The sequence below is a fragment of the Pelagicoccus mobilis genome (assembly GCF_016595505.1).
Taxonomy (GTDB): Bacteria; Verrucomicrobiota; Verrucomicrobiia; order Opitutales; family Opitutaceae; genus Pelagicoccus; species Pelagicoccus mobilis.
In genome coordinates this window covers 63,854-89,936 of sequence record NZ_JAENIL010000018.1, presented here as the reverse complement: position 1 = coordinate 89,936, position 26,083 = coordinate 63,854, and the positions used below count along the sequence as shown (strand labels likewise).

Genomic DNA, 26,083 nt, shown 5'->3' with positions numbered 1-26,083 from the left:
GCTAGAGTAAGAGGTGGGAGCATATCGGATCTTCACTGATCAAAATTGGGGTGAAACCGGCTTCCGCCGGCCAAGCCTCGTTACCGCCCGCCAGATAATTCTATGAGACCTTACTAATAGCTTATTATCAACATAATGAAATCTATCCCCCCCCTTTGTTTTGCCAGCTTGCTTCTGAGCGCATCCGTATGTGTCTCGTTAAGCGCGGCGGTGACGAACACCGATTATCCGCCGCATACGTTTACCTTGCCGGATGGTTATGAGTTGGAGCTTGTAGCGCCGCCTCCGCTTGTCGAGCGGCCGATGCACATGTACTTCGACGAGGACGGGTCGCTGTACGTCACGGACAGTTCAGGGGACAGTCAAAAGGCGCCGCTTCAGTTGTCGAATCCGAGCCACCGTATTCTGCGCCTGGTCGACACCGACGGCGACGGCTTGTTCGATGAGTCGACTGTATTCGCGGATAAAGTACCGTTTCCCGAGGGGATTCTCGTTTACGAGGGAGATGTCTATGTTGGAGCACCGCCGCATATTTGGAAGTTTAGCGATACGGATGGAGATCATGTTTCGGACGAGCGGACGTCCTGGTTTAATGGTGGAACGATCGAAGGCTGCGGCAATGACATGCACGGCCCTTATCTCGGTCCGGACGGCTACTTTTACTGGACCAAGGGATTTTATCTGGAGCAGAATTTCGTCTTAGGGGACGGCAAGCTTCACCGTTCGAAGGCTGCCCATGCTTTTCGAGCGCGGCCGGATGGCACTGAGCTTGAGGTCGTCATGACAGGCGGCATGAACAATCCGGTTGGCTTGGCCTTCGGCGAGACGGGAGAACGCTTTCTTAGCGGAACGTTTTTTGTGCACCCTGCGACTCATCCCGGTCAGCGTGACGGTATCTTGCATGCGGTCTACGGAGGGGTGTACGGGAGGAAGAATCCTGCGGTCCTTTCCGGGCATCCTCGAACGGGAGACTTTTTGCCCATCATGAGTCACTTGGGGCCTTCGGCCTCTTCGGGAGTCATGATGCCTCGGAATGGCACATCGGGCCTTAGGGGAGACCTGCTGTGCGCGGACTTCAACCTTGGAAGCGTATCGAGGCATAAGTTGAGTCGCTCAGGATCTAGTTTCTCCTCGGAGATCGATGTCCTGCTGCAAAGCGATCAATCTGATTACCATCCAACCGATGTGATCGAAGATGCCGATGGCAGTATTCTCGTAGCGGATACGGGCAACTGGTATACGATGTGTTGCCCGACTTCGTCTGATGCCAATGAAGAGAGTCTGGGCGCAATTTACCGTATTCGAAAAACCGGGGCCAAGAGGCATGAGGATCCGCGTGGATTCGAGCTGGATTGGGAAAACCCGTCGATCGCTTACCTTTCCGACGAGCGCCCTGTAGTCGTGAGCCGAGCCATTGAGGCATTGGCGAGTGTGGAGCAGATCGATGCTCTCAAAGCTGCGCAGGCTCGCGTGCCTGCGCTCTGGAGCTTGCACCGGATCGAGGGCGCTGCCGCTCGCGAAGCGGTAAGGGAGCGAATCAATAATGGAAGCCCGGAGGAGCGTTCGGTGGCTATCCGTAGCGCGGGGCTCTGGCGCGATCCTGAGGCGGTGGCGGCTCTAAGCGAAGCCCTGCGTTCTGAGGATACGCACATTCGCCGAATTGCCGCGATGGCCTTGGGCAGAATTGGCGACCCTTCGTCGACGGACGCGTTGCTGGAGGCGGGGAAGGGCGAGCTCGACCCGTTCTTGAAACATTCGATTACTTACGCGCTCTTCGAAGTGGGGGCGGGCGAGAGCGTTTCAGAAAGCCATCCGCTAGGAAAGCAGCTCCAAAGCATGGAGGAAGTGGCTCGTAGCGGGCCAAATCCGAATGTGCGTCCCGACATTACGCCGGCTGATCCGCCCGAGATCGATCCGGCGCAGGTGACACATCAGTTCAAGCGCATGGGCGAGCTCAGAAGTCACTTCGCAAAGCACAGAGGGGATCCTGAGCGAGGGGAGAAGATCTTCGCGGATGCGTCCAAGCTTTGCATCGTTTGCCATCGGTTGGGCGATCAGGGAGTGGACTATGGTCCGGACTTGACGCATATCGGCGCCATACGGGGCAAGTGGGATATATTGGAAGCCATCGTCTTCCCGGGAACTTCTATCGTTCGTTACTACGAGAAAGTGGACGTTCGTACGAAAGAAGGGGCGTTTTCAGGTCTCATTATTGATGAGACGGAGAATTCCATGACGCTGGCCGCATGGCCGGGAGCGGAAGTAACCATTCGCACCGAGGACATTATTGAAGCTAAATATTCAAGTGCTTCGCTGATGCCTAGCTTCGATGGGATTTTGAGCCCCGAGGAGCTCGCCGATCTGGTCGCCTACTTGCAGAAAGCGAAATAGAGCAACCTGAGGGGGAGTGTTGATTGGAAGTCGGATAAATTGAGACAGTGCCAAGTGTCCTTTTTAAAAGTATCTAAAATATTAATACAGTGAGTTGTGTTTTCGCTCCCCTACAAGTTTCCTCGAATGATCTCCCTAAAGATTTCCTCAGTTTCTTCAGAGACGAATTCTTTTCGGCAATTGTCGGCCTTTTTTGAGACGCAGATTACACAGACCTTTATTTAACCCCTATCACAGTATGAACCAATTCAATGACCTCCGCGGCGGTATCCATCGTCGCGATCTCATCAAAGGCGTGACCGCAGCTGGTTTGGGCCTTGTTGCGGGAGGACTCAGCTCCTCGCTCGCTTTCGCTCAATCGAATGTATCCAGTTCGATGAGACGGAATCTGATTCAGGTCGAAAACGCGAAACCGGGCACGCGCGACTGGCAACTGACTAAGACCCGTCAGCTCCCTGGGAAGATCAACAAGAACCTCGACAATGGGCGTTGCCCATGGATTGAGGGTTACTGTTCCGCCAATAGCGTGCGGGCAGGGGAGACGCTACGCATCATGGTGAGCACGAATCCTGTTTCCAAATTCAAATTGGAGATTTTCCGCACTGGCTATTACAATGGCGATGGGGGCCGGCTGATGAAGCGTTTCGACGACCTCGAGGGCAAGGCGCAGGCAGATCCACCGGTGGGCGAAAACTATGTGCGCGAGTGCAATTGGGATCCTTCGGTGGAATTCAAGATTCCTTCCGATTGGTTGAGCGGCGTTTATTTGGGGAAGCTGACGGCGGAGAAGGAGAACATTCAGAGCTACGTCATCTTCATCGTGCGCGACGATCGTCCTTGCGATCTCCTGTTTCAATGCAGCGACCTGACTTGGTCTGCCTACAATCGCTGGCCGGCGGACTTTTCTATTTATACGAGCCATCCAGGGGGATCGACCACTGGTTTCCCTAGCGGTTCGGTGAGCTTTGATCGGCCCTACGGCTTGTTCACTCACCCGGTCAACAAGATCAAGGCCTCCGGCGGTTCCGGAGAATTTTTGCCTTGGGAATTCCCATTGTCCTTTTGGTTGGAACAGCACGGCTACGATGTTTCCTACATTTCCAATGTCGACACGCACGCCGATCCGAAGGGCCTACTGCGTACGAAAGGCTTCATCTCGGTGGGGCATGACGAGTACTGGTCGGTGGAGATGTACGACAATGTGAGCAAGGCCCGCGATGAAGGGGTGAATCTCGCCTTTTTGAGTGCCAATGCGGTATTCTGCGTTGTGCCGATGCTCCCATCCAGTAAGGGCGTACCCAACCGAACGATACGCCGGGAAGGCTGGTTCAATCCATTGCCGCCAGGGGCTAAGCTGCCTCCAAATATGATCCATCAGAAGGGCTTCAAGCCGGACTTTGATCGAGATGCCGCCCGCTTGATGGGGGCGCGGACGCCTCTATTGGCATTCAATGGTTCTGGCGATTGGACCTGCGCCAAGCCGGAGCACTGGCTCTTCGAAGGGACCGGGATGAAGGCAGGGGATTCGATCAAAGGGCTAGTGGGCTGGGAAATGCATGCTGAACCCGCGATGGATCTGCCCGGAATGGAGATTGTGGCTAAAGGCCCGACAATGGCCGGCGACAAGAAAGGGGAGTATACCGCGACGGTCTACAACGGCCCTAAGGGCAACGTCGTGTTCAATGCGGCCACCATTTGGTGGGCCAATGGGCTGTCAAGCCCGCCAGGACACCAGACCCCTGTCCGACATGGGGTCGCTCAACAAGGGGTAGATGAGCGCGTGCAGCAAATCACCCACAACCTCTTTCAACGCATGATCAAACCTTAGTCTTATTCTAAGAGAAGAAACCGGATTAAAACTAACTCAAACGATAGAAAAACGAACCGCCCACGAAGGACGCGAAGAATCACGAAGGATACGTAAGCTAATCCCATCAACCATTTCGTGATCTTAGTGTCCTTCGTGGGCAACCAATACCCCAAAATAATGAAGAAATCGAATGACCCCCAACGCGGCCTCCATCGTCGGGATCTCATCAAAGGAGTGACCGCCGCCGGTCTCGGACTAGCAGCGGGCTCGATCGGCATTTCGCAGTCGATCGGGAAATCGAATGTATCCAGTTCGTCCCGACGAAATCTGATTCAGATCGAAAACTCGAAGCCGGGCACGCGTGACTGGCAGTTGACTAAGACCCGCCAGCTTCCTGGGAAGATCAACAAAATCCTCAACAATGGGCGCTGCCCGTGGATTGAGGGCTACTGTTCTGCCAACAGCGTGCGGGCAGGGGAAACGCTGCGTGTGATGGTTAGCACGAATCCCGTTTCCAATTTCAAATTGGAGATTTTCCGTACTGGCTATTACAATGGAGACGGGGCCCGACTGATGAAGCGATTCGACGACCTCGAGGGTAAGACGCAGGAAGACCCGCCGGTGGGCGAAAACTATGTGCGTGAGTGCAATTGGGATCCGTCGGTAGAGTTCGAGATTCCTTCCGATTGGCTGAGCGGTGTCTATTTGGGGAAACTGACGGCGGAAAAGGAGAACATTCAGAGCTATGTCATCTTTATCGTGCGCGACGACCGTCCCTGCGATTTTCTTTTTCAATGTAGCGAACTGACCTGGAGCGCCTACAATCGTTGGCCCGCGGACTACTCGATTTATACCGATCACCCTGGCTTCAATACCAAGGGAGTCCCCAGTGGAACGGTGAGCTTTAATCGGCCCTACGGCTTGTTCACTCACCCGGTTAACAAGCACAAGACTTCCGGCGGTTCCGGCGAGTACTTGCCTTGGGAATTCCCACTAGCGTATTGGATGGAGCAATACGGTTACGACGTGTCTTATATTTCCAATATCGATACGCACGCGGATCCCAAGGGATTGTTACGTACCAAAGGTTTCATCTCAGTAGGTCATGATGAGTACTGGTCGGTGGAGATGTACGACAATGTCAGCAAAGCCCGTGACGCAGGCGTAAACCTAGCCTTTTTCGGAGGCAATTCCGTTCTCTGTGTTGTGCCGATGATGCCTTCCAGCGACGGTACGCCCAATCGGGCGGTGAGGCGTGAAGGTTGGTTTTTGCCGGTGCCTAAAAAGATTCCCGCAGCTCAAAAAAAGGTGCTGCAAAACCAGGAAGGATTTGAATTCAATATGGGTCCCGATGGTGCGCAGCTCATGGGTGGGCGACTGGATCATCAGCAAAAGACTGGGCGCGGCATGGGTGCGGGCGATTGGACCTGCGCGATGCCGGATCACTGGCTCTTCGAGGGGACCGGGATGAAGAAAGGGGATTCCGTTAGAGGGCTCCTGGGCTGGGAGTGGCATGGAGCCCCGGCTATGGATCTTCCAGGGATGAATATCGTCGCGCAAGGAGATGCCACGATTAACGGTAAGACGGTGGGGCAATATTCCTCGACGCTCTACGACGGGCCGAAGGGAAACGTCGTCTTTAATGCCGCGACCATTTGGTGGGCCAACGGGCTCTCGAGCCCACCGGGGCACAAAACGCCGACCAGGCATGGAGTCGCTCAGCAAGGGGTGGACGAGCGTGTCCAGAAAATCACTCACAACCTCTTTCAGCGTATGCTGAAGGCATAGTCTTTAATATGCAGGTTGGGATCGACCGCCGGGCGATCCGCTCTAGCTAAGTAAATGCCCAACCGATGCGGCTTGCCGGGCCGTCAAGCCCTACCTTTTCAATTACTAAACAACATCTAAAAAGATTAAGACTGTCTGAATGAAAACGGTAACCACAAAACGAATACGAAAGTATCTCAACAGTACCGTAAGATTCGCAGCGATCGTCGCATTGGGGCTCTCACTGTGCAGTGCGAGCCAGGAACGGCCCAATATTCTCTGGATCGTTGTTGACGACATGTCTTGCGATTTTGGGTACCAGGGGCAGTCACTTGTGGATACGCCCCATGTCGATCGACTCGCGAAGGAAGGCGTCGTCTTTAGCAATGCCTACGTCACCGCGGCGGTTTGTTCCTCAAGCCGTAGCGCCATGATTACGGGGATGTACCAGACGAGCATCGGGGCGCACAACCACCCTTCGGGCCGCGGTGAGATCAAGCAGTACTTGCCCGAACCGGTGCGTATGGTGCCTGAATTGTTCAAGGATGCGGGTTACTACACCTCTAATACGAACATAGGCTTCAAGGATTTTGGCAAGGCCGACTATGACTTCGTGTGGAACCCAAAGGAAATTTACGATGCCCCGGAATGGTCGGGACGTAAGGCCGAGCAGCCTTTCTTCGCGCAGGTCCAGCTTTTTGGGGGGAAATACAGAAATATTCCTGCGGCCTATGCCCGCGTTAAGAAGGAACTGGAAGACTTGGTTATGCCTGACCAGGTGAGTGTCCCTCCTTATTATCCCGATGACCCTGTGTTTCGAAAGGACTGGGCCGAGTATCTCAATAGCGTGCAATATACGGATTGGGAAGTGGGGCGTATTTTGCAGCGACTCGAGGAAGACGAGGTTTTGGACAATACCATCATCTTCTTCATGACGGACCACGGCATTAGCCAAGCGCGGGGAAAGCAATTTCTCTACGAAGAAGGCATCAAGATTCCTTTTGTGGTGTGGGCTCCGGGGCGTATTGATGCAGGGACTACGCGCGATGAACTGATTGAGCACATCGATATGGCGGCCAGTTCTTTGTATTTCGCGGGAATCGATATTCCAGAGTACATGCAGGGCCGACCGCTCTTCGGTCCGCAGGCGAAGCCGAGGGAGTATGTAGTGTCCGCTCGTGATCGATGCGATGAAACCACCGACCGGATTCGCAGTATCCGCAAAGGCAACTACAAGTACATTCGCAATTTCTATCCCAAGCGGCCGTATTTGCAGCCCAACTTATATAAAGATAAGAAACCGTTCATGGGGCCGTTGAAGCAGCTCCATGCCGATGGAAAGCTGAATGCGGTTCAATCGCTGATCATGGCGGAGACGCGACCCGAAGAAGAGCTGTATTATCTGAGCGACGACCCCTGGGAAATTCGCAATCTGGCAGACGATCCCAGGCATCTCGAGAAGCTGAGAGAAATGCGGGCGATTCTATCGAATTGGATCATTGAAAGCGATGACCAGGGACGCTTCCCCGAGTCGGACGCCGCTTACGACAGTCAATTGAAGGGATACCTCAGATCCCAGGTGAAGAGAGGAAAGAACGAGGCCGCCCAAGAATTGCAGGACAACATCGATCTAATGAAGCAATGGAAGGCGGAAGGGAAGTAGTATTTTGTCCCACGAAGGACACGAAGAATCACTAAGAGAAAGACTTCGTGACTCTTCGTGCACTTCGTGGGCAAAAAAAAGAACTCTGTGTAGGAAATATGAATACGCTTAAGTTGATGACAATACTCCTGTCATTGGGGCTTTCACTGTGCTTTCTGCTTAGTGGGGCATCTGGTGCGGATAAACCGAATGTGTTGTTCATTGCTATCGATGATCTGAATGACTGGACGGATATGCTGAAGGGCAATCCTCAGGCTGAGACGCCGCAGATGGCGAAGCTCGCCTCAGAGGGAATGCTCTTTACCAATGCCCATTGCGCGGCTCCGGCCTGCGGTCCTTCGCGGGCGGCCATTATGAGCGGGATCAGTCCAGCCACATCGGGGAATTATATAAATTCGAATTCGCTGACTCGAAACCCGATTCTCAACAACTCGGTTTTGTTGCCGGAGCTTTTCCAGCAGAATGGATACTATGTGGCGGGGGCCGGAAAGTTGTTTCATGGCGGGCATTTCATTCGAGAAGTAAAAGGGCGTGGCTTCGACGAATATTACCCGAGCAAGACGCAGGATATGCCGAGCACCATGTACAAATTTGCCAAGCCTGGATTCCCCCAAAGCGGCGTACGATTTGGGGGGCAGACCGACTGGGGGCCTTTCCACCCGGAGGTTACAGTGGACGATACGGGCGATGGGAAAGTGGCAAACTGGGCTGAAGAGAAGCTGCTGGGAGGCGAGCTGAAGGAGCCTTTCTTTTTGGGGACGGGCATCTTCCTGCCGCACAAGCCTTTCTATGCTCCTCAGGAATATTTCGATCGATTTCCATTGGATGAGATTGAGCTCCCGCAAGGTCTTCTTGAAGGCGATATGAAGGATGTGCCTGCGGCGAGTTCGAAGCAGGGGCATCAGAAGGCTAGTAAAATAATCGCGGCGGGGCAGTTGAAAAATGCGATTCAGGCTTACCTGGCCTGTACCGCAATGGTGGATGACCTGATTGGTCGGATTACCGGGGCGCTCAAGGAATCGAAGTATGCCGACAATACGATCATCGTGCTCTGGAGCGATCATGGCTTCCAGTTTGGCGAAAAAGAGCGTTTTGCGAAATTCTCTCTCTGGGAACGGGCCACGCGGGTCAACATGATCTGGGTAGCGCCGGGCGTGACCACGCCGGGATCGAGCTCTCACAAGCCGGCGAACCTGCTGGATATTTATCCAACCTTGGCCTCCTTGGCTGGACTCGAGCTGCCGGAAGGTCAGCTGGAAGGAAACGATCTCTCGGTCTTGATGAAGGACCCGGAGGCGTCCTGGGATGAAACGACCTTAACGACTTTTGGATACAAAAATTACAGCCTAAGATCCGAACGGTATCGATATACTGTATACGCCGACGGTTCAGAGGAACTCTACGATCACGCGAAGGATAAATGGGAGTGGACGAACCTCGCGAACAATCCTGAATACGCCGCGATCAAGAAGAAGATGCGTAAAGCGATTCCTACGCACCATCAACCAATCGGGCTCTTGGAAACCGTATTTGAAAAAAGGAAAAAGAAGTGATTTGAGTAGTATGAAAGATTCGAAGAACTCCAAGGGCGGCATGCATCGCCGCGATCTCATCAAAGGAATGGTAGCGGCCTGTCTGGGCCTTGCGGCGGTAGGGCTCGGCTTCTCGAGCGCAAGCGCTCAGGAAGGCGTTCAGCACGAACTTCCCATTGTCACCCACTGGAGTAATCAGAAAGGCGCCTTTGAATACATGGCCAGCGACCAGCCGCAATACAGGGTGCCGCCGCCAGAAGAGAAATATCAGCCTGGGAGCTCCTACTATTATTATCGGGAGGGAAAGAACAACTTTCTGCCGGATCTGAATAATTATGTGGGCATGAATTTCAGTATTAGAGCCGTTAGTGATAAGCAGGCTGGAGCGGTAGCTGAAAGAGTCGTCAAAGCGACCGGTGTCGATCTGAAGTTTTATCGTCCGGATGCGTTCACTGGTCGAAATGCTCCCACCCGGCTCAAAGAGGCTCCCGGTTATGTCCAAGTGGTACATGGAAAGATCATTAAAGCCAGCGACGAGGATCCGGGCTGCCTGGCGACCTTCTTCCTACCGCCAAACTGGAAGAGCGACGCGCCTGAAGGCACTTACCCGATCATTACCGTAGGGCACTACGATCTTAATGAGCATGTGTTCATGCCGACACCCAATGGGAGAGGGGATGCCTTTGGCTCCATGGTTGCCAAGAGCGGTATTGAGGGACGCACCGGCGCGATCGGAGTCATCTGGAATGGGGGAGGCGCCTGGGCGACGTATACGTCAAATCCGCAGGCCTTCAGGCAATTCGGAAAAATCATCGATTTCGCTGCCGAAGAACTTGGAGGAAACCGTCACTGCGTCATGACGACCGGCAATTCCCGAAGCGGACTCACTGCTGTGAAAATGGCCAGCAATCCCCTGAACCTTGATTACACCATAAAGTTTGTTTCGGCGGGTTCATTTGCCTCGAATCCGGATAACAAAGAACTCTCCTTTTCGACCACCTATCCCAAGCAGCTCATGAATCTCTGCCGGATGACCGGGTTTCACGATTCCTGGAAACCGGGGTGGAAATATCCGGTGACAGATGGCGTCCATTTCCGTGCAAAAGACGTCAACCAGAAGGCGCTGATCAATACGCACTTCATCGGTAAGGATGCGTTTGAAGTAGCGGGTTATGTCCAAGCAGGAAAAGACAGGACCAACCCGGACTGGAATCCCTTCTCGGACAAAATGATGGACGGGATCCTGGATGCGGGAACGTCGGTATTTCTGGAAGTAAGGACGAATGATATTCTGCCTCACTTCAACCATCTTGAATATGCGAATAGGCTCGAAGAAAAAATGAAGGCGAAGGGAGAGGTCCGGCTCCACGTGGATTATATCGCACGCGCCGGCCATGCATGGCGAAGAACCCCCCAAGGTCGTTTCGCTTTAAATGATAAACTGTGGGACGCGCTTTCGCAGTTCGTGGATCCAAATGCGACAAAGGGGCCATTAGTCGAGCCCGGTAAAGGTTATTACAAAATCAATAGAAAGACGCGAAACTTCGAAAAGGTTAATCTGACTGACGGCATGCATCCTTTCAGTATGGACGTGCCGGTTGGCATCATGAGGGGCGATACCCTAGCGCTGGTTTGTACGGGAGAACCGGGAACCACCTATCGCGTTGAAATCAGTCCTGAAGACGGTCTTGAGGCGCCTGCCTTTAAGGCAGAGGGAGTTATTGCGGCAGATGTGACGATGAGGGGTGTGAGTTTTGTAGACGTTCCGCGAAAGCAGCCCCTTGGGAAATATCGATATCGCCTCTGGATCAAAAAGCCAGGTCAGGAGGAAATGGAATTGGGCAAAAGCCATAGCGTTACCGGGCAGGAAGTCTTTTTGCATATCTGGGATGAGAAGCTGGCACAAACCCTCGTGAGTGGTGAGGTGCTCTGGAAGAAAACCTATGGACGGCTCTTGCCCAAAAGGCTCGGCCCTGTAATCGCAGGATTCTCTGAACACTGAGTCGGTGTTGCCGAGGCTGGCTATTTTGAAATGCTTAAAAAAACTCAATGAACGAATCAAACGATTCCAAGCGCGGCCTGCACCGCCGCGACCTCATTAAAGGCGTGGCTGCCGCCGGGTTTGGCCTCGCCGCCAGAGGGATTGGCTCCTCGAGTGCTTTTGCGGGATCGAGTGTATCCAAAAAAGAAAAACAGAATCGGATCCAACTCGAGAACGCCAAGCTGGGTACGAGGGACTGGAGACTTGCCAACACCTACATTGACCCGGATACTTGGTGGCGTTCTCCGCGCATCGAGGGCTACTGTTCCGCGACCAGCGTGCGGCCTGGCGAAAAACTCAAGGTGATGGTGAGTACGAATCCGGTCGCGGAATTCGATCTGGAAATCTTCCGCACGGGCTATTACGGCGGTATGGGCGGCCGTTCGATGAAGAAATTCACCTCTATTCAGGGGAAGATTCAACCCGATCCGCCTGTAGGTGAAAATCGGTTACGCGAATGCAAATGGGAGCCTTCGGTGGAGTTTGTGATTCCGGATGATTGGGTCAGCGGCGTTTATCTCGGCAAGCTCACGACGAAAAGGGTGGTAGGCGGTTTTCGGGGACGTCTGACCTCCAGGCAGGGCCTGCAAAGTTATGTCATTTTCATCGTGAGGGACGACCGTCCTTGCGATCTCCTTTTTCAGTGCAGCGACGTCACTTGGGCCTGTTATAACAGTTGGCCGGATGATCGATGGTCCATCTATCATGGCGACGAAGAGAACTACAATGCGAATGGACGAAAGAAGTGGAACGTCGATCCGAGCGGGACGGGATCGGTGAGTTTCGATCGCCCTCATGCAGATTTCAGTCAAGACCATCTTGTCAAGAATCCCAATACGATTGGTTCGGGCGCGTTTTTGCTATGGGAGTTTCCGCTTTCCTACTGGATCGAGCAGCAGGGCTATGATGTGTCGTATATCTCCGGAGTGGATACGCATGCGGATGGAAAGGGGCTTCAGCGGGCTAAGGGATTTGTTTCGGTGGGGCACGACGAGTTCTGGACGCGGGAGATGTTTGAGAATATTGCTGCGGCGCGGGATGCGGGCGTCAATCTGGCGTTTTTGAGCGGGAATACAGCCTGGGCGGTCGTGTCTTTGAGCGACTCCGGGGAAACGCCTCATAAGGTCATACGCCGCGAAAGTCTGTTCTTGGGCAAAGCGGATGCCATGGCGTTTTATCAAGAACGGGGATTTCTTGAGAAGTATGCGGCTGGGCCGGATGCGGCGCCGTTGCTGGGGAACCGTTATACCTTTGGAAACGTAGGGGGAGGAGATTGGGTCTGCGCGAAGCCGGATCATTGGTTGTATGAAGGCACCGGTATGAAGAAAGGGGATACGGTGAAAGGCATTGTTGGGTGGGAGTGGAACAGCAACCCCGCCACAGGCTTGCCGGGATTTGAAATTCTTGCGAACGGCAAGACGAAGGCGGGAAATGGAAAGCCCAAACCGCCTCACGCGGGAATAATCTACGACGGTTCAAAGGGGAATCTCGTCTTTAACGCTGGTTCGGTCTGGTGGGCGCAGGCGATGTCTTCGCCTCCGGGGCACGTGCTGCCAGCCCATGGAGCTGTGAAACCTCAGGGGCCGGAACCGCGCGTGCAGCGTATGGCGGCCAATCTCTTCGATCGGATTGTACGAATGGGATTGAGCCACTGATGTTATAGGGCGTGCCTTGTTGAGGCTACGTTGGGATTTTAGAGACTGTCCAATAGATTTATATTTAACCACGGAGAACATGGAATTTTGGAGGGATAGGGTTTCAGTTATGAGCTTTTCAACTCCTAATCTCAGTGAACTCCAGCGAAGCGGTTGGTTCAATTTCCCTAGTCGTAGTATATTTGATTTGTTGTACCGTCTCTTAGTGGCACTCGCTTATCCTTCTCATGTCGTTCTTGGAGCTCGGTAGTGGGCAAAACATAATTGTGAAAGTAATCTAGATTTGGAAACTAATGAATAACGAACACGGATTTTCTCGTACTGATAGTCAGTACTCTCGACGTAAATTTATTGCGGGGGCGGCGGGCTTGCTTCCGGTGGTTTTGGCGGGGAAGGCGCTGGCGGCGGACGACTCTTCAAAGCGTAAGAAGAACGCGGATACCTTACCGCCTCCTCGGTACACTTTGGCGGTGCATATGAATGCCAATTTCGTGAGGCAGGCTAAGGATGTGCCGCTCGATGAGCGTTTCAATCTGGCGGCCAGTTTGGGAGCTAAGGCTTATCAGATTGGGGGCTTTAGCAACTTGGATTTGGACGAATACCGTCGTAATGCGGATAAGCATGGCATGCGCTGCGCCTCCCTGGCGGGGACGGGACAAGTGGGTCTGACTACGGGCCTGACCGTCACGGGAAAAGAGAAGGAATACCTCGATTTCTTCACGACAGCGGTCGAGGCGGCCAAAGATTTGGGCGCGCAGAACTTGGTGAGTTTCGTGGGCCTGCGTTCCGATACGATCCCTTGGGCCACGCAGTACAAGCAGATCATCTCCGGTTTGAGGAAAGCGGGCGATATCGCGGGAGAGGCGGGCGTCTACCTTACCTTGGAGCCGCTCAATCAATATTGGAAACCGACGATTACGGTTCAATCGGCTCAGGAAGGATTTGAGATTATACGCGAAGTGAACCATCCGCATGTGAAGCTGGACTTTGATATCCACCATTTGCAGCAGTCCGAGGGTAACCTGACGCGGAACCTGCGAGAGGGCATGGCGGAAGGGCTGATCCAGTTCGTCGAAGTCGGCGGTGTGCCCGGGCGTATGGAGCCGGGAACCGGAGAGGTGAATTACCAGCACATCTTCAACGAGCTGCGTCGCCTGAAATACGATGGCTTCATCGGCATGGAGCACTACTCCAAGACGAGCTTCACTAGCGCTTTTAAGCAAGTGAAGCGGTTGGCGGGCGTCGAATAGTCTCAGGCTCTCTTTGCACGCGAATTGACCTCTCGCGCATATGAATGCATGTCGAATCCGATCCGGTTTTCCCTGAGACTGGTCCTTGTCCTTTGCTGCTCAATCTACCCCGAGGCCCGTGGATAAAACATAAGCCCCTAGATCCCATGATACGAATCTGTGTCATCGCTCTGGCTATGTTCTCACTCGAAAATGCCAATTGTATCCAAGAAACACTTCTAAAAACAACGCCATCACCCCAAGGATCCTAAATCGACTGTGTCCTGAATCCATGAATCGTATCCTACTTTTTATTACCTCTTTTCTGGCTTTGTCTTCGACTTGGCTACATGCTCATAAGCCGAATATTCTTTTCATCGCGATCGATGATCAGAACGACTGGATTGGCTGCATGGGCGGGCACCCTTTGGTCAAGACGCCCAACATCGACAAATTGGCTGCAAGGGGAACGCTTTTCACGAACGCGCATACTCAGTCGCCCTTGTGCAATTCCTCTCGTACCAGTGTGATGGTCGGGTTGCGTCCTAGCACGACGGGGATTCACGGCTTGGCGCCTTGGTTTCGGGATGTGCCTCAGTGGGAGGACCTCTTGTCGCTGCCTCAGCACTTCGCCAACAATGGCTACCAGACCTACAGCAATGGGAAGATCTATCACAGCCTGCGTAAGCAACCTGCGAATACTCCCAATCCCGAGTTTCAGCACTGGGGTGTGAAGGGCGGTTTCGGTATTCCGATGCCTCCCGAAAAACTGATTCCGACCACGCCCTTTGGGAATCATCCTTTGATGGACTGGGGCGTTTATCCACTGGATAATGACGACACCACAAAGAGCGACTGGCAAGTCGCATCGGGGGCGATCAAGATGCTTGAGAATATGCCCGAAGGGAAGCCCTTCTTCTTAAGTGCGGGTTTCTTTCTTCCTCACGTGCCCTGCTTCGCGACTCAGAAGTGGTTCGATTTGTATCCAAACGATGCCTCGATCCTCCCGCCAATGCCGAAGGACGACCGTGACGACACGCCCCGTTCTTCATGGTGGACGCACTGGAGTTTGCCCGAGCCGCGCCAGAAGTGGATCGAAGAAAACGATCAGGCGATCAATCTCGTGCGATCGTACATGGCGTCGACCAGCTTCATCGACAGTCAGATTGGTCGTCTTCTCGATGCCCTCGAAAGGACCGGACATGCCGATGATACGATCGTCGTGCTATGGAGCGATCACGGTTATCACCTCGGAGAGAAATTGATTACGGGGAAGAATACGCTTTGGCGTAACTCGACGCGGGTGCCGCTGATCTTCGCCGGTCCAGGAGTCACCCCAGGGCAAGTGTGTAATCGCCCCGCCGAGCTGCTCGATATTTATCCGACCTTGGTGGATCTGGCAGACCTGCCGGAAGTCGATCATTTGGAAGGTTTGAGTTTGTCGCGTCAGCTCACCAGCGCGAAAGCGCCGCGTAGTCGTCCAGCCATTACATCGCACAACCAAGGCAATTTCGCCATCGTGAACGAAGAGTGGCGTTATATCCGCTACGTGGACGGTGCCGAGGAGTTGTATGACATCGTCAACGATCCTCACGAGTGGACGAATCTGGCGACGAAGCGGCCGGGAGTGATGAAGACCATGAGAAAGTGGATACCTAAAATCGACAATGGCCCAGCTCCTGGAAGTCGCGCTCGCGTACTCACTTACTACGACAAGGTGCCCGTCTGGGAAGGGCAGGTCATCGGCAAGGACGATCCCGTTCCGCAAGATAGCGTGGATTATCGCGATTGAGGGGCTGCATATGCCTCAAACGAGGCTAATAATCTTGGAGATTGTCCAGTGATTTGTTTTTAACTACGGATTACACGGAGTTTTGAAGAGATTAGTTTTTAGCTTTTAGTTATTCGACATCCTGAAAGGACCGGCTTTTGCCGGTCCTTCGTAAGATCACGTCATGTGCTCGTCGAACTGATGAACGCGTCGCTTAGACTTTGCTGAGTTTGAAGTCCCAGCCTTCGCGATATTCTTTGTTGATGAGCTTGTTGGCTTCGCGGCTGTTTTTGAACCGGAGCTTCGGCCCGTCCCATTTTAGTTTCTTTCCTGGGAAGTGCAGACAGACGTTGCCCAGTTGAATGGTTTCGGTGAAGGGGCCGGCATATTTGAAGTTCGAACCCGGATATTCGTAAGGCTTGTTGCCGATCGCAGCTTCGCGGAACTCGGTGTGATGGCCGATCGAGGGTTCGTATACGCGGGCAGGACGGTGGTCGCCGGTCTTCTCCTTGAGCTCTTTAGCGAGCTCTATGCGGGCATCATCCGGGATAATACGGCAGCTGTCTCCGTAGTCGCCAGAGACGAGTAGGGTACGCTCGGTTCCGACGTAGATGTTGCCGGAGTTAGAGAGTTTTGCGCCTTTGGCGATTTCCTCGAGTCGTTCGTGACGACGCGGGTTGCCGTTCTTGTCGATGTAGGCGTTGTCGGTTCCGTCGTACCAATAAACGTCGAAGCCGGGGCGCGTGGCGGTTGGGCCGAAGGTCCATTTCAAAGTGGAGCCCTTGGGGAAGGCTGAATCGGTCATGGTGTCCACGTTGAGCGCTTCGACATGAGTCGGGAATCCAGGGTCGAGCGACATGAAGATCGAGTCCATAGTATGGCAGGCCATGTCGGCTAGAGCGCCGCCGCCGAAGTCGAGCCAGCCACGCCAGTTGAATTGGTGGTAGCAGCCGCCTCGCTTTTTCTTGCGACCGGCATCGAGACCACGCTCGCCAAGGAAAGGTCGTTCAGCGGCAGGGCCGAGCCAACTTTGCCAATCGAGCGATTCTGGGACGGGGTCGCCGCCAGGAGGGCAGATGAAGCCTTGAGGCCAGACCGGACGATTGGTGAAGCAGTGAATTTCTTTGATATCGCCGAGATGTCCGCCTTGCACGTAGGCTGCGATTTGTCGGTTGCCTTCGTTGGCGTGACCCTGGTTGCCCATTTGGGTCGCGAGTTTGTATTTGTCGCAGGCCATGGCGAGTTGACGGGCTTCCCAAACGGTGTGGGTGAGAGGCTTTTGAGTGAAGACGTGCTTGCCATGCTCCATGGCTAGCACCGTCGCTGGGTAGTGGCTGTGGTCCGGTGTGCCGATCATGACGGCATCGAAGCTGTCTGCTGCCTTGTCGAACATTTCGCGGTAGTCCTGGAAGGGCTTGGCGGCTTTCCACTGCTTAGCGAGCCAAGTCTTACCTTCTGTTTCTAGACCTTTGATTCCCTTGTGGATGTTGCCGTAGAGGTTGGCATCTACATCGCAATAGGCTCCGCAGATATCGCCGTGGCTGATTGTGTCGTCAATGTGGCGTTTATTGATGCCCCCGGTTCCGATGAAGGCGACGCGCAGCTTGTCGCCCTTGTTCTCGGTGCTGAGGATAGCTGGGGCGCCGAGGATCCCGATCCCGGCTGTAGTTGATGTTTGGATGAATTTACGACGTGTAATATGACTCATGGGGTGATGTCCTTTGGGAGGTTTAAAACGAATGAATTAACCAGATTCGACCGCTTGTTGATCCGTATCCGATCAAGGCGCAAGGTGGCGAATCGGGGGTGTCGAATCAAGCTTGTGAATTCTGGCGAGCGCAATTGTGGAACGTTTAGCCTTTTATGCATAACTTTGCTCCTCAATCGAACCTAGAGGGCTACGCAGGTAATCCGCTTGCTGGGGGGAGACGGTTCAAGAAAACGGAATTTCTTGAATTGAGTAAAGTGGGAGCGTGCTTGTCACGCTATTCGAAAAGGGAAAACAGCCAGTAATCGCGTGACAGGCACGCTCCCACAAATGTTGGACTCGTCTCTAAGTGTCGCATGAGCCTGGATTCGTTCGCTCTGCTTTTTCTTGCGTAGCTTACTACGCTTCAAGGTGGCAGTAGCGTCGAAAGGGGGGAGCAATTGTAATGGCTCATTTGATACGAACGAAAATCGATGTGGGTGTCATTGCGGCACACCCGTCTGACCTGAACTAAATACCCCGAAAAGTCACCCCATTTAAGCGAGAATACGTCGCCGCCATTTTCTGAAAAACATTGCGATCGCCGCAATTGGAATGCCCTCGATCATTCCTACCAGCGCGCTCGGCTAAAATGGAGCGGTGGCATCAAGCAACTCGATCTCAATGCACTACGGGTATATGGCCTGTTTCGCTGTTGCGATCAGTTGGAGGCTAGGCAGTAAGGTTCGATTTGATTCAGTGAAGGAGCGTTTCATCAACAGTCGAAAAGCCAATCGCCTGCGAGGCTACAAAAGACGCGCTCCCTATACCGTCTAACTAGTTTTGGGATCTGGGAGCATCAAAGTCGCCCGCGATTATTTTTGGTGACTGATTTCCTTTGTTTGTTAGTTTGGTTGCAATATTCTCCATTCTCAAAATGGAGAAGCTCCGAGTATCCCTGTTTCTATCTCGTCTTTGCCATCCCTTTGTTCCCATGAATGCGCTTAAAGCCCTAGCCCCGTCCCTCGCATGCTTTGCCGGTTCGATGCTCTCTGCTTCGCAACCGAATATCGTCTTTATCTTTATCGACAATATGAGGTGGGGCGATGTAGGTTGTTGTTGTAAAGATATTATAGATACGCCGCAGACTACTATGGCTTTGCCGCACGATACGGTGACCGTTGCGAGTCCCTCAAGATAGCCGGTTATGCCGCCGGCTATGTCGGAAAATGGCACCTTGGTCGCGACCGAAGCTTTGGTCCCGGCACCCAAGGGTACGACTTCGATCTGGAAATCAACGGACCCCATTAGCTGCTCTTTTGATGTCATAACCCCTAACTCTTCTATGACTCGGTGCTTAGATGACACAGGTGACCAGCTGTGGCTAGCAGGTTAAATCTTGTAAGAAACATAATTATGAAATCGCCAATCATTACCCTCTCTCTCTTCTCAATCCTAGGGCTTGGTTTGTCTGCGTCCTTATGCGGCGCGGAACCAAATCTTAAGTTTTCCGCAAAGCTGCTGGCCTTGGATGCAAATGAGGGAAGTGCTGTTTTCGACGTGGATAAGGATGGCGTGCTGGACATCGTAGCAGGCCGCAACTGGTTTGCGGGCCCCGACTATACGCCAAGACCTGTACGCGCGATTGAAGATAACAGGGGGTACGTTCACTCCAATGGCGATTTTCCTTATGATGTAGACGGCGACGGTTGGATAGATGTGATATCGATGTCTTTCTTTACGTCTGAGATTCACTGGTATCGGAATCCTGGGGACGAAGGTTTGAAGCGCGGGCACCAGTGGGAGAAGCATCTTTTGAAGGATGCGGGAGCCACGCGGAATGAAGCGGAAGTTATGAGGGATTTGGATGGCGACGGCATTCCGGAACTCGTCGTTAATTCTTACTTCAAGGAAAACGACTTTGTCGCTTGGAAGTTTACGACTGAAGAGCGTGAGGTCATTGTGCAGCAAGGTCCTCGCAAGAAGAAGGAGCTGAAAGAAGTGCCCAGTTTGAGCAAAATAACGATTGGCCTAAAGAAGAACGGGCATGGGCTAGGCGTGGGTGATCTGAATGGCGACGGCAGAGTGGATGTGCTTTTCCAATCCGGTTGGTATGAGCAGCCTGCAGAAGGGATCGGTGACAATCCTTGGACCTTGCACGAGGACTGGTTTCTACACGCATCAGTCCCGATGCTGGTGCGCGACCTTAATGGCGACGGACGCAACGACTTTATATACGGTCTTGGACACGATTACGGCTTGTTCTGGAGAGAACAACTAGAGCCTGCGGCGGATGGAAAATTGCAGTGGAAAGAGCACCTGATCGACGATAGCTTTTCTCAGCCGCATGTTCTTCACTTCGCGGATATCGATGGAGATGGAGAGGACGAGTTGATTACCGGTAAGCGGGTGTTTGCCCACAATGGGAAGGATCCAGGAGGCAACGAAGAGGCTGTGCTGTACTACTATAATTGGGATAAACGAAAGAAGAGCTTCAATCGGAAAACGATCATGACCGGAAGTGCCGGCACAGGGCTCCAGATCAATACGGCGGATTTGAATGGTGATGGTCGCTTGGATATCGTGGTGGCCGGGAAGAGCGGCACTTATGCGATCTTCAATGAAGGGCGAAAGTAGCGGTGCAACGAGTATCTGCTAATTGTCTGAATTGATTGTTACTGTCATTGGAATAAGAATACTAAAAACGATCTCTCCTCTCATTGCTGTGGTGCTTTCTGTCGCATCGCTACAGTGTGTGTCGGCTGCATATGGGGCATCTTTATCGTTCCCGAGACCAAGGGGAAGAGTCTCGAGGAGATGGAAGAGACCTTGAATATGGAGAACGGCACAGTCGCCTCGAAAGTTCAGTAGTGGTATAGTGGGCTTATTCACGGTCGTGACCCAGCCGGCATTTTTCCTGAATCTTCTATTTATACCTATACCTCGTCTGAACAGGGGGGATGATCCAATTCGGAAATAGTGGATCATGCAGGAGGGCGATTAGTTTAAGGTATTTGCAATCGGTGTGATCTTGTCCGTGAGTCTTTGGGAAAGAAGAGAGCTTGGAGACTGTCCGATGAGCTTGTGATTCCGTCTTGATACCTAATAGTGGGTAGCCGTCCGGGCATCGGTACTGCCCGAATCGTGTTTATTGGACAATCGTTTGAATTTAGCTAACTGTTTCATAAATACTCAAGCGGCGCCGAGGTAGTTTCGCATGTATTGCTCGACGATGGGGTTGGCGTTGAGCGTCAAAGTGGGCTTACCTCCGGGGCGAGTGAAACGGCCCGCCTTGCACAAGAAGGCGTTTCGCAGCGTCTGGATCTTCTCGAACACCCACAGGGCGGGCCGCTTGGCAGTGGTCGGGCGCAGCTTCTCGAAGGTTCTCATCTGCAGCTCGCGGCCGAGGTTGTGGGCCATGATCGAGCATAGCATGTAGCTCTGGTTCGCCGCCAGGCGGCGGCAGGGCACGTAGGCCAAGGCTCCTTGGCTCTTGAGTTCGGCGAAGACGTTCTCTTGCGCCCCGCGCCCTTCGAGGAAGACGACGGCTGTCTTGAGCGAGCATCGCTTGTTGGTGACCACGCACTTGTAGTCGTATCCGTATTCCACTGGCGAGAACAGATCGAGCTGCAGCCGCCCTTTGCTCTGCTTGGGATTCTCGGAGCGTACGAACAGGAAGCGAGCCTTGCTTTTCCAGCTTTCGGGCTTCCAGCTCTTCTCGAAGGCGGATCGCTCCCGCTCGCCACCGGGAACAGCAGTCCATCGCATTCGTTGCTCGACCAAGGCCTTGAGCTTGGCGAAGCGTTCGAAGGGAACGCTCATGGCGTACTCCACGCCGAGCGCATCGAGCTTTCGAATCATCTTCTCCGAGAAGAAGGCTCCGCCCATGCGGGCTTCGATCCGCACCCGCGGGCATGCCGCCCGGACGGCTTCGACGCAGCGCTCTACGAACTCGACCGAACCGTTGGAATCGTGGACGTTGCCGCTGCGGTGGAGGAGGTCGAGAACCTGCCCGCTCTGGGCTAGCGTGCAGAAAAGCGGATAGTAGCTTCTCGCTCCCTTCTTTTTCCTGTTGAAGCCCGCCGCCGATCCCTCAGCCCTGCGCCCAGTGGAGATCACGCTGCCGTCGAAGTCGAGCGTGACGGTGGCGAAGCCTTCGACGGCTGCCCGCTCGAGGACGACATCCCGGCTCTGCGCTTGAAGTCTGGATACGGATACCCCGTCACAGTCCTCAAGCATGCGGCTGACCGTCGGGACGCTCGGAAGGCGATCGACGCCCAAAGCTTTCAAAACGATAGGGTCGTCACGGTAGTGATCGAGATCGCGTAGCCTTCGCATGCCGATCAGGGCGTTGACGACGAGCAGTCGCCACAGCAGCGAGTAGCTGGCATGGCGGGAGCGCTTGGATCCTCCCGGGACGCACTTGCCCAGCCTGGCCGAAAGTCCGAGATCGGCGAAGAGCTTCTGGAATACGACAAGTCCGCCGTAGGAGCTAAGGTTGTGCCTTTCGAATTTGATGACGGGAATGGAGGATTTTCTTGTTCTGGAAAGGCGTTTTGGTAACTTCACTTCGAGTGGCTTTTTGGTTTTCGTTAGTTTTAGTGTGGTAACCAAAACAATGCGTTGCCAATCAGTCACTTGCAATTCCTTATCCGTTCGTTGGATACGTTTTTATGAAACTGGTGGGTTTAGCTGAAAAAGCAAGGGGAGCCTTATGTGTTATTTTAGGAGTTTGCTATTCGTTCTCGTTGCGAGTGTGTCCTGTATAGTATGTGCGGATACGGAGAACAATATGGACGTCAAAGAGGGGCTAGGGAAACGAATCGTATTCATAGCAGGCCCAGACAGTCATTCCTATGGGATGCATGACTTTCGAGGAGGTGTGAGGTACTTGGCTCATTGCTTGAGGGGCAGCGTTTCAGACTTGGTTGTCGATATTCATGAGGGCGGGTGGCCGGAGGATTTTGACTTCTTTGATGGCGCGGATGCGGTGGTTGTTTATTCCGATGGGCTTCACAAGCACATACTCGAAGACTCTCATATGATTCAGCTCAAAGAGCTTCATGACAGGGGAGTCGGATTGGGGGTCATGCATTATGCATGTGCGTTTGAAAAAGGAGCTAGGGGCGACCGGATATTGGAGTGCATTGGGGGATATTATGAAACCTATTGGTCTGTGAATCCCCATTGGGAAGCTGAGTTTCTAACGATACCTGACCATGAGGTGAATCGGGGAGTTGAACCGTTCGTCATCGATGACGAGTGGTACTACAACATGCGTTTCCGGGAAGATATGACAGGGGTGACTCCGCTGTTAACCGCTGTCCCACCCGATAAGACTAGGCAGAGGAAACATGGTCCCCACTGGGGAAATCCATTCGTGAGCGCCCAGAGCGGAAGACCGGAGCATGTTGCCTGGGTGGCTGATAACGGGGAGAAAGGGCGTGGTTTTGCCATTACAGGACTGCATCACTATTGGAACCTTGGCCATTCTGAGATGCGTGGGCTCGTGTTGAACGCCTGCGCGTGGCTTGCGGGAATAGAGATTCCTGAAGAGGGGGTTGTATCAGAAAATCCATCACTGGAGTTCCTGGAAAGTATGAATCCGGGAGTGCCTGACGCAAAATGGGCCAATGGAAGGCGTACACTATGGGAGGCCAAGTTTAGAGAATGGAATCGAACTGAGTGATTTTAGAGACAGTAGGGCGGGGCGTCGACCCGCCGACGGCAAGAGACTCATTATTTGATGTCCTCCCAGTAACTGATTTTTTGGAAATGAAGCGAAATTGAGGGGTAAGTTCTTAGGTTTTTGAGGAGTGGATTTGAGTCTCGTTGCGACTTTCCAGGTCAAATATCCATAACAGGTCGCTTCTAGGCCAAGACGCAATGAACTCAGTTTTAAGATATCTTTTTAGCTCTTTTACCTCTGTAAGTGCGGGGCTGACTTTCGTTTGGTCGATCGCAGCGGCCTCAGCTGAAGCCGCCAAGCGTCCCAACATACTGTTCATCATGTCGGACGATCATGCGACGAACGCGATCAGCGCTTATGGCAGCCATCTGACGGATGTGTTCAAGACGCCCAATATCGATCGTTTGGCAAAGGAAGGTATCCGGATGGACCGGACATTTTGTGTTAATGCGATTTGCACCCCAAGCCGGGCGAGCATTCTTACTGGCCAGTATGGGCACATTAATGGTGTCAAAACGTTGAGAGACCCAATTCCGGCAGATGCGATAAATGTGGCCGATTTGCTGCGCAAGGGTGGTTTTCAAACGGCTCTTATTGGTAAGTGGCATTTGCATACGGAGCCTTTTGGCTTCGACTATTGGAAGGTGGGGCCAGGGCAGGGCTACTACCACGACCCCATCTTTCTCGAAAAGGGGACGCCTTACAAAACGGGAAGGGATGCCGGGCCGCGGGTGGAAGGCTACTACACCGACTTGATTACCGATTATGCTTTGGATTGGTTGGAGAATTGGGATGAGAGCAAACCCTTCGCGCTCTTTCTCCATCACAAAGCGCCGCATGGACGCTGGGAGCCGGCGGATAGGCATAAATCCTTCCTAGAGGACGTCGAGTTGCCCGAGCCGGATAGCCTTTGGGAGGACTTCAGTCATCGTTCGGAGGCGACCCGTGATTTTGGCACTTCGATTTCGCATCGTTTAGCGGATCGCCGCAACATGATCGACGACGTTACGAGCCCGAAATGGGCCGCGGGACCGATCGATGTGACGGGTATGACCGAGACGGAGAAAACCAAGGCGGCCTACCAGAAGTACGTGAAGGACTACCTTCGTTGCGTGAAGGCGGTGGATGAGAATATTGGCCGGGTTCTGGAGTATCTCGAGGAGTCAGGTCTGGAGGAGAACACCTTGGTTATCTACACTTCGGATCAGGGCATGTTTCTGGGCGAGCACGACTACTTCGATAAGCGTTGGATTTATGAGGAAGCCTTTCGGATGCCTTTTATCGCCCGCTTACCGGGCAACATTCCTGCGGGCAGCCACACCGAAGCTCTATGCGCGAATATAGATTTCGCACCAACGCTTCTCAGCTATGCGGGGCTTCCCGTGCCGGAGGAGATGCAGGGGAAAGGGTTCCGAAGCATTCTGGAGACTGGGAAGCAGCCGGAGGGCTGGCGCGAGTCGGTCTACTACCGCTATTGGATGCATTTGAATGGTCACCACAATCCGGGGCACTTCGGGGTGCGGACCGATCGTTATAAGCTGATTTTCATTTACGGGCTACCTCTTGGGAGTTCGGGGGCGGTGGACCGGCAAACGCCTGCGGGATGGGAGTTCTACGATTTGGAAAAAGATCCGAACGAGATAAACAACTCGTACAACAATCCTGAATACAGGGCTGTGATTGAGGAACTGAAGTTGGAGCTCTTGCGTCTGAAGGACGAGTACCAGGATGGCGACGAGGCATATCCGGATTTGCAGAAAGTCATTGCCGAGCACTGGAACTAGTCGGTCGGTGACATTTCCCGGGATTGAGCTGGAGGCGGAAAATGTAGGGGAGGCTGCAATACGCGTGTCAAATTCCAGCTTGTGCAATGATTTTGTTGCGGGGGCGAGTGAGCCTGCCCATTGTGCGGACTCTGAGTTGATGGATAAGAATCTCCCTGGAAAGACTGAAGACCTAAATTCTACGTTCGCCCGTATTGGTGTTGTGGCTCCGGAAGTGCTTGGATTGTTTGATTATCTAGAGGATGTGCCGCTTTGGATAAAGGACGTGGAGGGGACCTATCAATGGGCTAACGTGCCTTTTATTCTTAATTTCGGCTTGAAGACGCGCGAGGATGTTATCGGGCACAACGATTTTGAGCTTTGCGGGGAAACGCTGGCTAACCAGTACCGGATTGATGACGAGCGCGTATTGAAGGGTGAGCATATTCGCTCTCGGCTTGAACTCGTTGGTCGATTCGACCACACGGCGCGCTGGTGCGTTACTTCGAAGGTCCCGTTGCATGATGCAGCTGGCCAAATCGTAGGAAATGCCGGGGTGACGCGTCCGCTTGAAAATTTGGCTACGAGCCGGGAGAGGAATTCTCCTTTGAGCGAAGCGGTTCGTTACGTGAGCGAGCATTACAAGGAGCCGATCACCAACTCCGATTTGGCTAAGGCCTGCAACTTGTCGGTTCGCGCGTTCGAGCGGCGGTTTCGCGCTGCCTACGGTAGTACGCCTCATGACTACGTTCGGCGTTTGAGGATTCGGATGAGTTGTAGCTCCCTCGTTTTTTCCAAGAACTCCATCGCTGAGGTCGCGAGCGAGTTTGGCTACGCGGATCAGAGCCATTTCGCCAAGGAATTTCGAAGAGCGATGGGGGAGACGCCCAGCGAGTATCGTGAGCGCTATCAGTAGCGTTTGGCTTCCGGTTGCGGACTATCTTTGAAAGCGGCCGGTGACGCTTTTGGACCAATTCTTGCCGTTTCAAGTCTAGTTTATCGAGGCCTGAAGGTTTACATTAGGGTATCGTGACCCCTGACCTATGTAGACCCACCCTGTCTACTCTTTCAACCCCCTTGATCAG

The 26,083-nt window shown here is 53.4% G+C and carries 16 protein-coding genes; 13 read left to right on the top strand and 3 right to left on the bottom strand.

The features are described 5' to 3' along the window. Nucleotides 1–135: 135 nt before the first annotated feature. From JIN87_RS11325 to JIN87_RS11285, 9 genes are all read left to right on the top strand, one after another. On the top strand, nt 136–2,391 hold the full coding sequence (locus JIN87_RS11325; protein ID WP_200355675.1) for a PVC-type heme-binding CxxCH protein: 2,256 nt from the start codon (nt 136–138) through the stop codon (nt 2,389–2,391). A 238-nt stretch (nt 2,392–2,629) separates the two neighbouring features. Then, complete coding sequence (locus tag JIN87_RS11320; RefSeq protein WP_200355674.1) at nt 2,630–4,219, top strand: N,N-dimethylformamidase beta subunit family domain-containing protein; 1,590 nt, start codon at nt 2,630–2,632, stop codon at nt 4,217–4,219. A 159-nt stretch (nt 4,220–4,378) separates the two neighbouring features. After that, on the top strand, nt 4,379–5,989 hold the full coding sequence (locus tag JIN87_RS11315) for a N,N-dimethylformamidase beta subunit family domain-containing protein (RefSeq protein ID WP_200355673.1): 1,611 nt from the start codon (nt 4,379–4,381) through the stop codon (nt 5,987–5,989). 139 nt (nt 5,990–6,128) lie between these two features. Beyond that, entirely contained in the window at nt 6,129–7,631 is a 1,503-nt protein-coding gene (locus tag JIN87_RS11310) for a sulfatase family protein (RefSeq protein WP_267909384.1), read from the top strand. A gap of 98 nt (nt 7,632–7,729) precedes the next feature. Next, complete coding sequence (locus JIN87_RS11305) at nt 7,730–9,184, top strand: sulfatase (RefSeq protein ID WP_200355671.1); 1,455 nt, start codon at nt 7,730–7,732, stop codon at nt 9,182–9,184. Further along, on the top strand, nt 9,162–11,165 hold the full coding sequence (locus JIN87_RS11300; RefSeq protein WP_200355670.1) for a hypothetical protein: 2,004 nt from the start codon (nt 9,162–9,164) through the stop codon (nt 11,163–11,165). Before JIN87_RS11305 ends, JIN87_RS11300 begins: the two co-directional genes overlap by 23 nt. A gap of 47 nt (nt 11,166–11,212) precedes the next feature. Continuing rightward, a complete protein-coding gene (locus JIN87_RS11295; RefSeq protein ID WP_200355669.1) occupies nt 11,213–12,859 on the top strand; it encodes a N,N-dimethylformamidase beta subunit family domain-containing protein in 1,647 nt (548 codons plus the stop codon). Between the two features lie 293 nt (nt 12,860–13,152). Continuing rightward, nucleotides 13,153–14,109 (top strand): TIM barrel protein, encoded by a 957-nt coding sequence (locus tag JIN87_RS11290; RefSeq protein WP_200355668.1) that lies wholly within the window; start codon nt 13,153–13,155, stop codon nt 14,107–14,109. Nucleotides 14,110–14,380: 271 nt separating this feature from the next. Beyond that, nucleotides 14,381–15,880 carry a sulfatase gene (locus JIN87_RS11285; RefSeq protein WP_200355667.1) on the top strand — a complete coding sequence of 500 codons (1,500 nt, stop codon included), beginning with the start codon at nt 14,381–14,383 and terminating at the stop codon, nt 15,878–15,880. Between the two features lie 193 nt (nt 15,881–16,073). Here the strand turns inward: JIN87_RS11285 and JIN87_RS11280 are convergent, their stop codons facing one another. Both JIN87_RS11280 and JIN87_RS11275 read right to left on the bottom strand, forming a co-directional pair. Then, a complete protein-coding gene (locus JIN87_RS11280; RefSeq protein ID WP_200355666.1) occupies nt 16,074–17,567 on the bottom strand; it encodes a Gfo/Idh/MocA family oxidoreductase in 1,494 nt (497 codons plus the stop codon). Nucleotides 17,568–18,383: 816 nt separating this feature from the next. Then, nucleotides 18,384–18,875: a hypothetical protein gene (locus JIN87_RS11275; protein WP_200355665.1), complete on the bottom strand. Its 492-nt coding sequence runs from the start codon at nt 18,873–18,875 to the stop codon at nt 18,384–18,386. 87 nt (nt 18,876–18,962) lie between these two features. Between JIN87_RS11275 and JIN87_RS11270 the strand changes: the two genes are divergently transcribed. Next, nucleotides 18,963–20,183, top strand: a complete 1,221-nt coding sequence (locus tag JIN87_RS11270) for an FG-GAP repeat domain-containing protein (RefSeq protein WP_200355664.1) — start codon at nt 18,963–18,965, stop codon at nt 20,181–20,183. Nucleotides 20,184–20,738: 555 nt separating this feature from the next. On the opposite strand, the gene JIN87_RS11265 is transcribed toward JIN87_RS11270, so the two are convergent. Further along, nucleotides 20,739–22,115 carry an IS1380 family transposase gene (locus JIN87_RS11265; protein ID WP_200355663.1) on the bottom strand — a complete coding sequence of 459 codons (1,377 nt, stop codon included), beginning with the start codon at nt 22,113–22,115 and terminating at the stop codon, nt 20,739–20,741. Nucleotides 22,116–22,302: 187 nt separating this feature from the next. Between JIN87_RS11265 and JIN87_RS11260 the strand changes: the two genes are divergently transcribed. The 3 genes from JIN87_RS11260 to JIN87_RS11250 all read left to right on the top strand — a co-directional run bounded on the left by JIN87_RS11260 (nt 22,303) and on the right by JIN87_RS11250 (nt 25,914). Then, the gene (locus JIN87_RS11260; RefSeq protein ID WP_200355662.1) at nt 22,303–23,235 is read left to right on the top strand and encodes a ThuA domain-containing protein; all 933 of its coding nucleotides are present in this window, start codon (nt 22,303–22,305) and stop codon (nt 23,233–23,235) included. A gap of 197 nt (nt 23,236–23,432) precedes the next feature. Further along, nucleotides 23,433–25,019: a sulfatase family protein gene (locus JIN87_RS11255; RefSeq protein WP_200355661.1), complete on the top strand. Its 1,587-nt coding sequence runs from the start codon at nt 23,433–23,435 to the stop codon at nt 25,017–25,019. Between the two features lie 139 nt (nt 25,020–25,158). Then, nucleotides 25,159–25,914 carry a helix-turn-helix domain-containing protein gene (locus tag JIN87_RS11250; RefSeq protein ID WP_200355660.1) on the top strand — a complete coding sequence of 252 codons (756 nt, stop codon included), beginning with the start codon at nt 25,159–25,161 and terminating at the stop codon, nt 25,912–25,914. Nucleotides 25,915–26,083: the final 169 nt, after the last annotated feature.